Origin of the sequence: Streptomonospora wellingtoniae, from assembly GCF_031845375.1 — a bacterium.
GTDB lineage: Bacteria > Actinomycetota > Actinomycetes > Streptosporangiales > Streptosporangiaceae > Streptomonospora > Streptomonospora wellingtoniae.
Window position 1 is genome coordinate 24,550 of record NZ_JAVREK010000022.1, and the last position, 13,519, is coordinate 38,068.

Below are 13,519 nucleotides of genomic sequence, written 5' to 3' on the forward strand. Positions count from 1 at the left end.
GACAAGGAGCCGGCCATGCAACGGGAGCTCTTCGAGACCGAGCACGACCTCTTCCGCGAGTCGGTGGCCGAGTTCCTCAAGCGCGAGGTGGTCCCGCACCACCAGGCGTGGGAGAGGGACGGCATCGTGCCCCGCGAGGTGTGGACCAAGGCGGGCGAGGTCGGCCTGCTCGGGCTCGGCGTCCCCGAGTCCTACGGCGGCTCGGGCGTCGTCGACTTCCGCTTCAACGCCGTGGTCGCCGAGGAGATCTGCCGCGTCGGCGCCAGCGGGCTCGGGTTCGGCCTGCAGAACGACGTCATCGCGCCCTACATGGTGCGGCTGACCACCGAGGAGCAGCGCCGCCGCTGGCTGCCCGGGTTCGCCTCCGGCGAACTGATCACCGCGATCGCCATGACCGAGCCCGGCGCCGGCAGCGACCTGCAGGGCATCAGTACCTCCGCGGTGCGCGACGGCGACGACTACGTGCTCAACGGGCAGAAGACGTTCATCACCAACGGGATCAACGCCGACCTGGTCATCGTGGTGGCGCGGACCGATCCCGGGGCCGGGGCGCACGGGCTGTCGCTGCTGGCCGTCGAGCGCGGTATGCCCGGCTTCGAGCGCGGCCGCAACCTCGCCAAGATCGGGCTGAAGGCGCAGGACACCGCCGAGCTGTCGTTCGCCGACGTGCGGGTGCCCGCGTCCAATCTCATCGGCCGGGAGAACAACGGGTTCGTGCACCTCATGGAGAACCTGCCCCAGGAGCGGCTGTCGATCGCCGTGGCGGCCACCGCCGGGGCCGAGGCGGTACTCGCCGAGACCATCGCGTACTGCAAGGACCGCACCGCTTTCGGGCGCCCGATCGGGAAGTTCCAGAACACCCGTTTTGTCCTGGCCGAGTTGGCCACTGAGGCCGACCTCGCCCGCACCTATGTCGATCGGGCGATCACGCTGCTCAACCGGGGCGAGCTGACCGTGGAGGACGCCGCCAAAGCCAAGTGGTGGACCACCGAATTCGCGAACCGGCTTATCGACCGGTGCCTGCAGCTGCACGGCGGGTACGGGTACATGATGGAATACCCCGTGGCGAAGGCATGGCAGGACGCCAGGATCCAGTCGATCTTCGGCGGCACGACCGAGATCATGAAGGAGATCGTGGGGCGCTCGCTGGGCCTGTAGCCGCGCCCCCAGGTCACGGCGAAAGGGTCGGCATGAGCGGCGCGTGGGACGGGCTGATCGTCCTCGGACTCCTGATCATCCTGTTGGTGCTGGGGGTGCGCAGGCTCCGGCCGCGCATGCACATCCCGTGGACCACCGGCGGCATCGTGGTGTGCTTCATCTTCGTGGTGCTGATGCTCTGGGCGTGGTCCAACCGCTGAGTCCGCGCCCGCCGCCGCTCCCGCCCGCCCGCTCCCGCCCGCCCGCGGCCGCCCGCCCGCGGCCGCCGCTACTCCGACTTCAGCGGGACCTCGAACCAGACCGCCTTGCCGTCGGGGGTGGGCCGCGAGCCCCAGCGCGCGGCCAACTGGTCGACAAGGTAGAGGCCGCGGCCGCCCTCGTCGTCGGCTCCGGCGCTGCGGATGCGCGGCAGCCGCAGGTCGCGGTCGAAGACCTCGACCCACACCGAGGCCCCGCCCCGGCGCAGGCGCAGCAGGAACTCGCTGGGCTGCGTCCCCTCGTCGTCGTCGGAGGCCTCCTCCAGCAGGTCCGACCAGTCCTCGTCGAAGTCGTCGGCGTCGTCGCCGAGTCCGCCCAGGTCCAGGGTGTCGGAGGAGTCGCGCACCCCGTCGGAGGTGAACTCGCGGCGGACGGGGTGGGGCGTGGCGTGTATGACGACGTTGGTGACGATCTCCGAGACCAGCAGGCAGGCGAGCTCTGCCTGGTCGCGGTCCATGCCCCAGTTCTTGAACGTGCTGGAGGCGAGGTGGCGGGCGTCGCCGACGGTGGGGGCCTCGGCGATGAACCAGCCCTCCTCCATGGCGAGCTCGCCGGAGTGGGTGCGCACCACCAGCAGCGCGGTATCGTCGTCGATCTCGCCGGGCACGGCGTTGACGGCGGTCTGGGCGATCTGCTCGACGTCCTTGTCGGCGACGTCCCGGACGCGACGGCGCAGCTGGCCCAGCGACCGCGGTACGTCGACGGTGCCGCCGATGGGGCGCCGGTCGACCAGGCCGTCGGTGTAGAGCAGCAGGGTGGCACCGGCCGGAAGCTCCAGTTCGGCCTGGTGGTAGACGGCGTCGTCGTAGGGGGCGCCGCGCAGCTTGACGCCCAGCAGTGTGTCGGTGACCTCCAGCGACAGCTCGTCGACGTGGTCGTCGCAGATCAGCAGCGGTGACTGGTGCCCGGCGTTGGCATAGGAAAGCTGGCGCGACCAGGCGTCGTAGACCATGTACAAGCAGCTGACGCTGGGCACCCAGGTACCGCCGGAGCCGTCGGGGCGGCCGAGCCGCCGAACCCATTCGTCCAGCTCGCGCAGGATGTCGGCGGGCTCGCGGTCGGCCTGGGCGAAGGCGCGCAGCGCGGCGCGGAGCTGGCCCATGACCGCGGCCGCGTGCGGGCCGCGCCCCTCGACGTCGCCGACGACGATGCCCACGCGACCGGCCGAGAGCGGGATGACGTCGTAGAAGTCGCCGCCGACCTGGGTCTGGATGCCGTGGCCGTTCGCCTCCAAGGGCTTCGCGGGAACATAGCGATGCGCGATGGACAACCCGTCGAAGTCGGGGAACGAGCTCGGCAGCAGGCTGTGCTGGAAGGCGAGTGCGGTGCTGCGCTCCTCCTCGAACAGGCGGGCGTTGTCGATCGCCAGGGCCACCCGGGAGGCGAGCGCGCCCACCAGGTCGCGGTCGAAGGCGCCGTAGCGGGTCTTCTGGCGGGGCGAGAGCCGGGAGAGGGCGAGCGTGAGCACGCCCAGGAGTTCACCGCGGGCGCGCAACGGCGCCGCGATGGCAGAAGTCACCCCCACCTGCTCGGCCACGAGCGCCGAGCGCCTGTCGTCGGAATCGGACGCGTAGGCGTAGTCGCCCACGAGCACGGTCTCCATCCGCCGCATCGCGGTGTAGACGAAGTGGCGGTCGGGGTAGCGGACCTCCTCGCCGACGTCGAACCAGGTGCCCGGCGGCGGGGTCCAGCCCTCGGCGTGCACGGAGACGCGCCGGACGAGGCGGTCGTGGTCGAAGAGGTCGATGAAGCAGTGGTCGGCGAACTGGGGCACGAGGATCTCGGCGACGGCCTTCATCGTGGAGTCGAACTCCAGCGATCCCGCCAGGCGGCTGCCGACCCGCTCCAGCAGCCCGTAGAGGTCCTCGACGCGGCCGCTGCGCAGCGCCTCGCCCGCGAAGACGACGAAGCCGTCGACCGCGCCGGCGGAGTCCTTCATCGGCACCGCGTTGACGCGCACGTGCAACCATGAGGAGTCGGGCCGCATGATGGCGAACGTGCCGTCCCAGGTGTCGCCCTGCAGAGCGCGACGCGAGAGTTGGTTGGCGCGTTCGAGGTCGGCCTCCTGGATTCCCAGGTCGACCAGCGTCACCCCGCGCGGATCGGAGTCGGCGGGCAGCCCGAAGAGCTCGCGCGCGAAGGGGTTGATGTAGCGGAGACGACTGGCGCGGTCGGCCACGAGGACGGCGATCTGCGCCTGCTCGAAGACCGCGTCCCCGGTGAGGGCATCGTCGTCGTAGAAGGCTTCCCCCCGTCGGTTCATTCAGCCGCCACCTCGACCTCACCGGCCGCGGTCACGATGCCGCGCCGCACGGTCCGCACTGTGCCCGCACGGCCGCTCCGATCGCCCCGGGGACCGCGCGCCATGGGCAGAGCATAGCCCGAGTGCGCAGGTATCTGCAGAGCAACGTGACATTTCGGCCCCGCGTACCGCGTGTGCGCTGCCGGAGGAGGGCACGGGTCCGGGCCGGTTCAGGGCTTGGTGACGAAAATGTGGCTGGCGATCTGCCGTGACAGTTCGCTGGGCTCGCCATCCTTGCCGCTACCACCAATCACCTGTACGCCGTTCTCCGTCCCGAGAACGACGACTTCCTGCTCGGGTTGTACCCCGGCGCGCTTGAGACCGAGCATGACTTCGGGATCGCCCTGCAGCTGCTCGCTGATCCGCCGGACCTTCACGCTGGTCTCGGTGCCGTTGGCGATGTCGAGCATCGGCACGATGGACTCGCCGGAGAACGGCTCGGGCGCGTAGCCGGCCAGCCCCAGCTCGTCCAGAGCCGGGATGGGGTTGCCGTGCGGACACACCGACGGCGCGTTCAGCAGCTGGACCAGGCGCTCTTCGACCGCCTCGGAGATGACGTGCTCCCAGCGGCAGGCCTCGACGTGGACGTCCTCCCAGGGCAGGCCGATGACATCGACGAGCAGGCGCTCGGCCAGGCGGTGCTTGCGCATGACCAGGGTGGCCAACCGGCAGCCCTCGTCCGTCATGACCAGGTGCCGGTCGTTCTCGACGCGCAGCAGGCCGTCGCGCTCCATGCGGGCGACGGTCTGGCTGACCGTGGGACCGCTCTGCTGGAGGCGCTCGGCGATGCGTGCCCGCAGGGGCACGATCCCCTCCTCCTCCAGCTCGAATATCGTCCGGAGGTACATCTCGGTTGTGTCGATTAGCCCGTGTGCGGTCAAGGCTCCCCCTCCCCTCATGGGCCGTCGAGAGTCGACGACGGCAGACTCTCAACACAGACCGGCCGCACGGGATTCCGGTTGCCCGCCGACCTCGTGCCCGGAGGGGAACCGACCGCTGCGCCCTGGCCGCGGGAGCGGCCACCGATTCCGTTCATCATACCCCGGCGAGGGACAAGCCACTGCGCCGCGATGTGTCCCGTTCCACAGGAGCGCGGCGGACCGAAATCCCGTGCGGGCGGGGATCCGCGGGTCGGAGGCGCTCCCGCCCGCGCTCGCGGGCAGCGTCGGCGCACGCCCTGCGCAGGTCACGGGCTGCTAGGGCGCCAGCCGGTCCAGCTCCCAGACGCCGTCCTCGGGGCCTCCGGTGGCCAGGGTGTAGCTGAAGCGGTCGTGCATCCGGTCGGCGCGCCCCTGCCAGAACTCGACCTCGTCGACCAGGACGCGGTAGCCGCCCCAGTACGCGGGCCGCGGGATCTCCTCGCCGCCGCTCCACACCGCGTCGAACTCGGCGTAGAGCGCGTCCAGCTCGCCGCGGTCGGCGACGCGGTCGGACTGGCGCTCGCTGGCCCATGCGCCGATCTGCGAGCCCCGTGGACGGGTGTGGAAGTACGCGTCGTTCTCGGCGTCGGTGAGGCGTTCGCCGCGCCCCCGCAGGAGCACCTGGCGCCGGACCGCGTGCCAGGGGAAGACCGCGGCCAGGCGCGGCTCGTCGGCCAGCGCCCGCCCTTTCCGGGAGCCGTAATTGGTGAAGAACCGCAGGCCGGAACGGTCGTACCCTTTGAGTAGCACGGTACGCGCACGGGGTGCGCCGTCGGGCTCCACCGTGGCGACGACCATGGCGTTCGGCTCGGCCAGCCCCGCCGTGTGCGCCTGTGTGAACCACGTGTGAAACTGCTCCATGGGGTGTGCCGCCATGTCGGCCCTCCGCAGCGGCGCACCCTCGTAGGGCTGCCGCAGCTCCGCCGGCTCGCTGTGGTTCACAGTGGAGCATCCTCACACGATTTGTGGGGTAGGCGCCACAGAATGAGCCGCCCGACCAGGGACACCGCGTGCCGCCGAAACCTGACCGAACGGCCCGCCGGGCGTATCCGGATCCGCCGGACCGCGACACTACGGAGGAAACCGGTATGTCGGAATTCAAGCCCGGGCTCGAAGGAGTCGTAGCGTTCGAGACGCAGATCGCCGAACCGGACAAGGAGGGCGGCGCCCTCCGCTACCGGGGCGTCGACATCGAGAACCTCGTCGGCAAAGCGGCGTTCGGTCGGGTTTGGGGGCTACTGGTCGACGACGGCTTCTACCCCGGCCTCCCCTTCGCCGAACCGGTCGCCCAGTCTGTGCGAAGCGGCGACATCCGCGTCGACGTGCAGAGCACGCTGGCCGCCCTGGCTCCCCTGTGGGGCTTCCGGCCGCTGCTGGACATCGACGACGACGAGGCCCGCGACAACGTCGCCCGCGCGGCGTCGGCGGCGCTCTCGGTCACCGCCCAGGCCGCCCGCGGCGACCTGCCGGAGGTGCCGCGCGCCCGCATCGAGGAGGGCGCCTCGGTGGTCGAGCGGTTCATGATCCAGCTCCGCGGCGAGCCCGACCCGCGCCACGTGAAGGCGGTCGACGCCTACTGGACCTCGGCCGCCGAGCACGGCATGAACGCCTCGACGTTCACTGCGCGGGTCATCGCCTCCACCGGCGCCGACGTCGCCGCCGCGCTGTCGGGCGCAGTGGGCGCCATGTCCGGACCGCTGCACGGCGGGGCGCCGGCGCGCGTGCTGCACATGCTCGACGAGACCGAGCGCATCGGCGACGCCCGCACCTTCGTCACCCGCGCCATGGACCGGGGCGAGCGGCTGATGGGCTTCGGCCACCGCGTGTACCGCGCCGAGGATCCGCGCGCCCGCGTGCTGCGCCGCACCGCCAAGGAACTCGACGCGCCGCGCTTCGAGGTCGCCGAGGCCCTGGAGAACGCCGCCCTCGAGGAGCTGCACGCCCGCAAGCCCGACCGGGTACTGGCCACCAACGTCGAGTACTGGGCCGCGGTCGTGCTGGACTTCGCGGAGATCCCGACGGACATGTTCACGTCCATGTTCACCTGCGCCCGCACCGCGGGGTGGTCGGCCCACATCCTGGAGCAGAAGCGGACCGGGCGGCTCGTCCGGCCCAGTGCCGACTACACCGGCCCCGCCGCCCGCGGCATCGACGACGTCCCGGGGGCTCAGGAGGCTCTCGCCCGGGGAGTCTGAGACGCGGCGGCGCCGCACGGGCGCCGGCACCGCCGCGTCCGGCGCCGAGGCGGCGGCGGGCTCCTCCCCGACCGCCGCTCTCGCTGGGCAAACGTCGCTAACCCGCCCCCCTTGCCTGCGCCGCGGCGACGCCAGCCACTACCCTTGCCCGGGTGACCGACATTCAGATTCCCGCGAACCTGCTGCCCAGCGACGGCCGCTTCGGCTGCGGTCCGTCGAAGGTCCGACCCGAGCAACTCTCCGCCCTCGCGTCGTCCGGCTCCGGCTACATGGGGACCTCCCACCGGCAGAAGCCGGTCAAGTCCTTGGTGGGGCGGGTGCGAACCGGTCTGTCGCAGCTCTTCGACCTGCCCGAGGGCTATGAGGTCGTGCTCGGCAACGGCGGCACCACCGCTTTCTGGGACACGGCCGCCCACGGCCTGGTGCGCCGGAAGTCCCAGCACCTGTCCTTCGGCGAGTTCTCCTCGAAGTTCGTCAAGGTCACCAAGGGCGCGCCGTGGCTCGACGAGCCGAGCGTCGTCAGCACCGACCCGGGCACGCACGGCGAGCCCGCGGCCGAGGACGGCGTGGACGCCTACGCGCTGACCCACAACGAGACCTCCACCGGTGTGGCCATGCCCATCCGGCGGGTGCCCGGCGCCGCGGACGACGCGCTGGTGATGGTCGACGCCACCAGCGGCGCCGGCGGCCTCCCGGTCGACATCTCCGAGACCGACGTCTACTACTTCGCCCCGCAGAAGTGCTTCGCCGCCGACGGCGGTCTATGGGTGGCGATCATGTCGCCCAAGGCGCTGGCGCGGGTCGACGAGATCGCCGGCGGCGGCCGCTACATCCCCGAGTTCTTCTCGCTGACGACCGCGGTCGACAACTCCCGCAAGGACCAGACCTACAACACGCCCGCCGTGGCAACGCTGATGCTCCTCGCCGACCAGGTCGAGTGGATGAACGAGCAGGGCGGTCTGGACTGGGCTGTGCGCCGCACTGCGGAGTCCTCCTCGGTGCTGTACTCGTGGGCGGAGAAGGTCGACTACGCCGGCCCGTTCGTGGCCGAGCCCGCCCAGCGGTCCCAGGTCGTGGGCACGATCGACTTCGCCGACAGCGTCGACGCGGCGGCGGTGGCCGCCACCCTGCGCGCCAACGGGATCGTCGACACCGAGCCCTACCGCAAGCTGGGCCGCAACCAGCTGCGCATCGGCATGTTCCCGGCGATCGAGCCGGACGACGTGCGCGCGCTCACCGGGTGCATCGAGCACGTGGTGGGCAAGCAGGGCTGAGGCGGCCCCGGCCCGCCGCCGCACGCCCGCAGCCGGCGCGGGGCCGGTTCGCGCGACAGGGCGCGACACGATACACCTGATGGCCTGCCCGGACGCGGAGTCCGGGCAGGCCATCACTTGCGAGCGGGTGTCCGCGCAGCGCGGGCGTCCGAGGACGGATGCGGCTGTGCGCAGAAACAAGCAGGAGCCCGAGCTCAAGATCATCTCGCACCGGGGCGCCTCCGGGCACCGCCCGGAGCACACGCTGGGCTCCTACGAGCTCGGTGCGCGGGTCGGCGGCGACTTCATGGAGATCGACCTGGTCGCCACGGCCGACGGTGTCCTGGTGGCCCGGCACGAGCCCGAGATCGGGGGCACGACCGACGTCGCCGACCACCCCGAGTTCGCCGACCGCCGCACCACCCGGACCGTCGACGGGCGCGACCACACCGGCTGGTTCGCGCACGACTTCACCCTGGACGAGCTGAAGACGCTGCGCGCCACCGAGCGGATCCCCGAGGTCCGCCCCGGCAACGCCGCCCACGACGGCGTCTACGAGATCCCCACCCTCCAGGAGATCGTCGACCTTGCCCGACGGATGAGCGAGCAGCTGGGCCGGCGCATCGGGATCTACCCCGAGACCAAGCATCCGGATTACCACTCGGGGCTGGGTCTGGATCTGGAGCCGCCGCTGCTGGCCGCGCTGCTGGACAACGGGCTGGCCGGGCCCGAGCCGGAGCTTCCGGTCTTCCTCCAGTCCTTCGAGAGCCAGAGCCTGCGCAAGCTCGCCGACGTCCAGCTGCCCCGCGTCCTGCTGATGGGCACCGAGGAGCACTGGCGGCCGTTGCTCACCCCCGAAGGGCTGTCCGGGGTCGCGGAGTATGCCGAGGCGATCGGTCCGCACAAGGACCTGGTGATCCCGCGCGGCGGCGACGGCGAGCTGGGCGAGGCGACGCCCCTCGTCGCCGACGCCCACGAGGCGGGCCTGCTCGTGCACCCCTGGACGTTCCGCAGCGAGAACCGCTTTCTGCCCGCGGACCTGCGCAGCGGCGGAGACGCCGGGGACTTCGGCGGGTTCGCCGCCGAGTACGGCGCGTTCTTCGAGGCCGGAGTCGACGGCGTGTTCACCGACCATTCGCGGCACGCGCTCCTGGCGCGGGAGATCTACCTGGAGAGCGAATGAAGCCGTTGCGGCGGGCCGGCGGCACCTTTCCCGATCCGCTGCCCGAGAACGTGGTGCGCACCGTCGGGGCCCTCGACGGCGGACCCGCGTGGCTGGAGTCGCTGCCGGAGACGCTGGCCGGCGCACAGGACGCCTGGAAGCTGGTGCTGGACGCCCCGTTCGAAGGCGGCAGCTGCTCCTGGGCGGGTCCGGCGCGCACCGACTCCGCCGAGCACGCCGTGCTCAAGGTCTCCTTTCCGCACCGCGAGGCCCGCGGCGAGGCGGAGGCGCTGCGCTTCTGGGACGGCGCCGGAGCCGTCCGGCTGCTGCGCGCCAGCGAGGACGGCTTCGCGCTGCTGCTGGAGGAGTGCCGCCCCGGCGGCACGCTGCGCGACTCCCCGGGCGAACCCGACGAACTGCTTGCGGCCGGCCTGCACGTGCTCGCATGGCTGTGGCGCCGGCCGCCGGAGCCGGGACTGGACCTGGAGAGCCTGGAGGCGGTCACGGCGGACTGGGCCGGGCTGGTCGAGAAGCGCCACCCCCGGCTGCGCCCCGGCGCCGACCCCTACCTGGTGCGCACCGCGGTCGGCCTGCTGCGCTCGCTGCCGCGGACGGCCGAGCGGTCGGTGGTGCTGCACGGAGACATCAACCCGGGCAACATCCTGGCCGCCGAGCGTGCACCGTGGCTGGCCATCGACCCCAAGCCGATGGTGGGCGACCCGGGCTACGACGTGTGGCCGCTGATCATGCAGATCGACTCCCCGATGCGGCTGGTCGACCCGCGCCCGGCGCTGCGAAGCCGCTTCGCCGCAGCCGCCGAGATCCTCGGCGAGCCCGCCGACCGGCTGGCGGCCTGGTCGGCGGCGCGGGCGGTGGAGTCGGCATTCGACCGGTACAACATCGGCTCTTATCCGGCGGGCGACGCCGAGCTGGCACAGGCGCAGCTGCTGGCGGACGTGGCGGGCCTGTAGCCGGTGCTGCGCGCCCGGCCGCCCCCTTCTTCCCCCGCGCGGCCGGCGGGTCCCTGGTGTGTGCACTGGAGCGCTCGCGATAGGGCGTTCACGAGAGCTGTGGGCCGCATGCCGGATGTGTCGCCGCCGCTTGTGGGTTTCGGATCGCGAGACGCCGCCGAAAGCGGCATCCCACCCGCTTTCACACACAGCCGACATAGGCCCTAAGCTGCACAAACAATCACGTAAACCGTGTTATCCACAAGGCGGTCGAATGCCTGTGGATATCAGCCGCACCCCTGTGGAAAACCGGTTGTCGCTGGCCCCGTTCGGTACCCCGGTCCACAGCGGCCGGCGCGAGGCCCGCCGAGCGGCCGGCGGAACCCGGCCCGACGGCGGGTGCCGCGCCGCTCCGGGTCAGCTGCGGCGGGCGAGGAGGGCGATTCCGGCGATCACGACGGCGGCCGCCCCGACCCCGGTCCAGATCAGGACGGCGGCACCGGTGCCGTCGCCGCTGCCGTCGGCTCCCGACGCCGCGGCGCCGCCTTCACCGGCCGGTCCCGGGCCGTCGGAGGCGCCGCCTTCACCGGACTCGCCTCCGGGGATCTCCACCGGGATGCTCCACACGGGGCTGTCCGCGCCCTCCGTGCCCGCCAGCAGGGAGCGCCCGTCGTGGGAGAACGCCAGGGACTCGCCTTGGTCGGACTCCGGCAGCGGCACACGGTCGACGACGCGGCCGCCGCCCACACCGTCGGCGGCGTCGTAGACGGTGGCCGACCAGTAGGTGCGCACCGCGTAGTAGGCGCCGTCCGGGGAGAAGGAGGCGCCCGTCGCGTACAGCGGCGCCGAGTCCACCCGGGTGAGCGTGTTGGTGCCATCGGGATCGAGCTCCTCCGGCGCCGCGTAGACGCCGCCGGCGACCTCCTTGCTCAGGATGTGGATGCGGCCGTCGCGGGGGTCGACCATCATGGCCTCGGCGTCGCGGCCGCCGTCCTCGTAGGTGAAGCCGAACGTGGTGGCCGTGACCGCCTGGTCGGCGAGGTCGCGCGGCTCGGGCAGGCGGTAGACGCGGATGCTGGGCCAGCCGCCCTGGAAGTTGTCGCCGATGTCGCCGACGTAGACCGCGGGCTCCCCGCCCTCGCCGGGACCCACCGCGATCGCCTCCCAGTCGCGCGCCTCGACCCCCGCCCCGACGACGTCCACGGTCGCCACCGTGCGCCCCTGCTCGTCGACGGCGTAGATCTGCGGCCCGTAGTCTCCGCTGTCGTTGTGCGTCCAGTAGACGCCGTCGTGCCGGCTGGAGGCGGCCATGCCGCTCGACTCCTGGATGCGCTCGTCGGCGATCCGGAACAGGGGCTTGGCGGCCGGGCCGCCGTCTCCGGGGGACGGCGTGGCGGCCGCGCCGGCCGGCGCCGCCTGCAGTGCCGCGAGCGCGACCGCGGCCGCGGCCGCGGCGCTTCTCCTCATGGGCGCAATCCTGCCATTCTCGGCGCGGCGGCATGGCTTGCGACCCTCGCCTTGTGGGCATGCTCCGCATAGACACGCGCATGAGCGGAAGGATGACCGGATGCGGATCGTCGCCTGCCTCAACGGGGACCGCCGCCCCGGGGCCCATCCCGCGCTGCCCGTCTCACCGGAGCGGATCGTCGCCGACGCGCGCGCGGCGGTGGCCGCCGGAGCCGACGAGGTGCACGTCCACCCGCGCGACGGCGGCGGCGCGGAGTCCCTGGAACCGCAGGTTGTCACGCCGCTGCTGCGGCTGCTGCGCGCCGAGCTGCCCGACGTGCCCGTCAGCTTCACCACGGCGCTCTCGGCCGAGCCCGACCCGGTACGCCGCTACGACCTGGTCCAGCGCTGGAGCGCGCTGCCCTTCTCCGCGACGGTGAACCTGCACGAACCGGGGTCGGTCGAGGTCGCCCGGCTGCTGATCGACCGCCGCGTCGCGGTCGAGGCCGGCGTGTGGACCCCCGACGCCGCGCGCATCCTGGTGGCCTCGGGCCTGGCCGGCGACTTCTCCCGCGTGCTGGTGGAGCCGACGCAGGCGACGACCGAGGACGCGCTGCACAACGCTTCGGCGATCGACGCCGTGCTGGACCGGGCCGAATTGGAGCTTCCGCGGCTGCTGCACGGCCGCGACGCCACCGCCTGGCCGGTCCTCGACACGGCCCTCGCCGCAGGCCGCGACGTGCGCATCGGCCTGGAGGACACCCTGCGCGACTCGGAGAACAACGAGGTCGACGGCAACGCCGCCCTGGTGGCGCTGGCGACCGCGCGCATGTCCGCGGCGGCGTAGGGGGCCGGGGCGCGCAGCCCGATCCCAGCGACCGCTCCCCGACCGCACCCCGTTGATCTTGTAGCCATCGTAAAGGAAAGCGATTTCCATTTGCGATGGCTACAAGATCGACGGTGATCAGCTCAGCCGATCGCCGCGCCGATCACGACGAGCAGCACGATGCCCGCGAGCACCGCGGGCAGCAGCCAGCGCTGCTTGCGGTTGTTGGTGAGCATGCTCATGGTCGACCGGCCTTACTCGCGTGCCGCCGGGGGCGCTGGTGCCGCATCCGGCTGTGGTTCCGGCCCGCTCGCGTCGGCGCCCCGCGACGGGGGCGGCGCCGGGTGCGCGCCGGGCGCTTTCAGCCTAGCGGCCAGGTCGCGAGGGTCTCGTAGCGGGGCCGCGCCGGATGGTGGCTGCGGACGAGGTGGATCGCGTCGACGGTCCAGAACGGCGTGGCCAGCCCGCCCAAGGCGTAGCGCAGCGCCGCCATGTCCGTGGGCGGACTGCTGGAAGCCAGCGTCAGGTGCGGCACGAACGCGCGGCGGTCCAGGCGGAGGCCAGACTTGCGCGCGGCCTTGCGCAGCCCGGCCGCCAGCGCGGTCATGCCGTCGACGTCGCCCTCCAGGCCGGCCCACAGCACCGACGCCTGTTCGCTGTCGCCGGGGAAGGTGCCTCCGCCGCGGACCGCCGCCGACATCCGCTCGTGCCGCGCGGTCTCGGCCGCGAGGCGCTCCTGTAGGAGCGCCAGGCCGGACTCCTCGACGTCGCCCAGGAACAGCACCGTGAAGTGCCATTCGGCGCGGTCCCTCCAGCGCAGCCCCAGGCCCGGCCGCGGACGCCCGCCAGGGTCGCCCGACCGCCCGGAGGTGTCGAGCGCACCCCGGGCGACGTCGAGCCTGTCGGCGGCGCTCAGCGCGCCGGCGGCGCGCGCCACCTCGTCCAGGACCTCCTTCGGCGGATAAACCGCGACGAAGAGCCTCATCCACCACCCCGCATCGTCGTGCCTTGCGATGATCCCGCGTGCGGAAGCATGCCATCGGCCGCGG

12 protein-coding genes are annotated in these 13,519 nt (G+C 72.4%); 7 read left to right on the forward strand and 5 right to left on the reverse strand.

Features of this window, described 5'->3' with window-relative positions; all coding sequences use genetic code 11:
• The first annotated feature begins 15 nt into the window (after positions 1-15).
• Together RM446_RS18740 and RM446_RS18745 are read left to right on the forward strand one after the other, a co-directional pair.
• Positions 16-1,158: an acyl-CoA dehydrogenase family protein gene (locus tag RM446_RS18740; RefSeq protein WP_311546653.1), complete on the forward strand. Its 1,143-nt coding sequence runs from the start codon at positions 16-18 to the stop codon at positions 1,156-1,158.
• A gap of 32 nt (positions 1,159-1,190) precedes the next feature.
• Positions 1,191-1,358 (forward strand): hypothetical protein, encoded by a 168-nt coding sequence (locus RM446_RS18745; protein ID WP_311546654.1) that lies wholly within the window; start codon positions 1,191-1,193, stop codon positions 1,356-1,358.
• A gap of 68 nt (positions 1,359-1,426) precedes the next feature.
• On the opposite strand, the gene RM446_RS18750 is transcribed toward RM446_RS18745, so the two are convergent.
• From RM446_RS18750 to pdxH, 3 genes are all read right to left on the reverse strand, one after another.
• Positions 1,427-3,679, reverse strand: coding sequence for an ATP-binding SpoIIE family protein phosphatase (locus RM446_RS18750; protein WP_311546655.1), 2,253 nt, complete (start codon positions 3,677-3,679; stop codon positions 1,427-1,429).
• Between the two features lie 209 nt (positions 3,680-3,888).
• Positions 3,889-4,599 (reverse strand): metal-dependent transcriptional regulator, encoded by a 711-nt coding sequence (locus tag RM446_RS18755; protein WP_311546656.1) that lies wholly within the window; start codon positions 4,597-4,599, stop codon positions 3,889-3,891.
• A gap of 315 nt (positions 4,600-4,914) precedes the next feature.
• Positions 4,915-5,580: a pyridoxamine 5'-phosphate oxidase gene (pdxH, locus tag RM446_RS18760; protein WP_311546657.1), complete on the reverse strand. Its 666-nt coding sequence runs from the start codon at positions 5,578-5,580 to the stop codon at positions 4,915-4,917.
• A gap of 146 nt (positions 5,581-5,726) precedes the next feature.
• Here pdxH and RM446_RS18765 point away from each other — a divergent pair, with 146 nt between their 5' ends.
• From RM446_RS18765 to RM446_RS18780, 4 genes are all read left to right on the forward strand, one after another.
• Positions 5,727-6,833 carry a citrate synthase 2 gene (locus tag RM446_RS18765; protein WP_311546658.1) on the forward strand — a complete coding sequence of 369 codons (1,107 nt, stop codon included), beginning with the start codon at positions 5,727-5,729 and terminating at the stop codon, positions 6,831-6,833.
• 152 nt (positions 6,834-6,985) lie between these two features.
• Complete coding sequence (serC, locus tag RM446_RS18770) at positions 6,986-8,107, forward strand: phosphoserine transaminase (protein ID WP_311546659.1); 1,122 nt, start codon at positions 6,986-6,988, stop codon at positions 8,105-8,107.
• Between the two features lie 166 nt (positions 8,108-8,273).
• Positions 8,274-9,269 carry a glycerophosphodiester phosphodiesterase family protein gene (locus tag RM446_RS18775; RefSeq protein ID WP_311546660.1) on the forward strand — a complete coding sequence of 332 codons (996 nt, stop codon included), beginning with the start codon at positions 8,274-8,276 and terminating at the stop codon, positions 9,267-9,269.
• The gene (locus tag RM446_RS18780; protein WP_311546661.1) at positions 9,266-10,219 is read left to right on the forward strand and encodes an aminoglycoside phosphotransferase family protein; all 954 of its coding nucleotides are present in this window, start codon (positions 9,266-9,268) and stop codon (positions 10,217-10,219) included. Before RM446_RS18775 ends, RM446_RS18780 begins: the two co-directional genes overlap by 4 nt.
• 396 nt (positions 10,220-10,615) lie before the next feature.
• Here the strand turns inward: RM446_RS18780 and RM446_RS18785 are convergent, their stop codons facing one another.
• Positions 10,616-11,665 carry a hypothetical protein gene (locus RM446_RS18785; RefSeq protein ID WP_311546662.1) on the reverse strand — a complete coding sequence of 350 codons (1,050 nt, stop codon included), beginning with the start codon at positions 11,663-11,665 and terminating at the stop codon, positions 10,616-10,618.
• Between the two features lie 100 nt (positions 11,666-11,765).
• Between RM446_RS18785 and RM446_RS18790 the strand changes: the two genes are divergently transcribed.
• Positions 11,766-12,491 carry a 3-keto-5-aminohexanoate cleavage protein gene (locus RM446_RS18790; protein ID WP_311546663.1) on the forward strand — a complete coding sequence of 242 codons (726 nt, stop codon included), beginning with the start codon at positions 11,766-11,768 and terminating at the stop codon, positions 12,489-12,491.
• A 340-nt stretch (positions 12,492-12,831) separates the two neighbouring features.
• Here the strand turns inward: RM446_RS18790 and thpR are convergent, their stop codons facing one another.
• Positions 12,832-13,455, reverse strand: coding sequence for an RNA 2',3'-cyclic phosphodiesterase (thpR, locus tag RM446_RS18795; protein ID WP_311546664.1), 624 nt, complete (start codon positions 13,453-13,455; stop codon positions 12,832-12,834).
• Positions 13,456-13,519: the final 64 nt, after the last annotated feature.

Bases quoted from the DNA above. Each gene is read 5' to 3' on its own strand.
- RM446_RS18790 (WP_311546663.1), top strand. From the start codon at position 11,766: ATGCGGATCGTCGCCTGCCTCAACGGGGACCGCCGCCCCGGGGCCCAT.
- RM446_RS18765 (WP_311546658.1), top strand. From the start codon at position 5,727: ATGTCGGAATTCAAGCCCGGGCTCGAAGGAGTCGTAGCGTTCGAGACG.
- RM446_RS18745 (WP_311546654.1), top strand. From the start codon at position 1,191: ATGAGCGGCGCGTGGGACGGGCTGATCGTCCTCGGACTCCTGATCATC.
- RM446_RS18780 (WP_311546661.1), top strand. From the start codon at position 9,266: ATGAAGCCGTTGCGGCGGGCCGGCGGCACCTTTCCCGATCCGCTGCCC.
- RM446_RS18785 (WP_311546662.1), bottom strand. From the start codon at position 11,665: ATGAGGAGAAGCGCCGCGGCCGCGGCCGCGGTCGCGCTCGCGGCACTG.
- RM446_RS18750 (WP_311546655.1), bottom strand. From the start codon at position 3,679: ATGAACCGACGGGGGGAAGCCTTCTACGACGACGATGCCCTCACCGGG.
- thpR (WP_311546664.1), bottom strand. From the start codon at position 13,455: ATGAGGCTCTTCGTCGCGGTTTATCCGCCGAAGGAGGTCCTGGACGAG.
- RM446_RS18740 (WP_311546653.1), top strand. From the start codon at position 16: ATGCAACGGGAGCTCTTCGAGACCGAGCACGACCTCTTCCGCGAGTCG.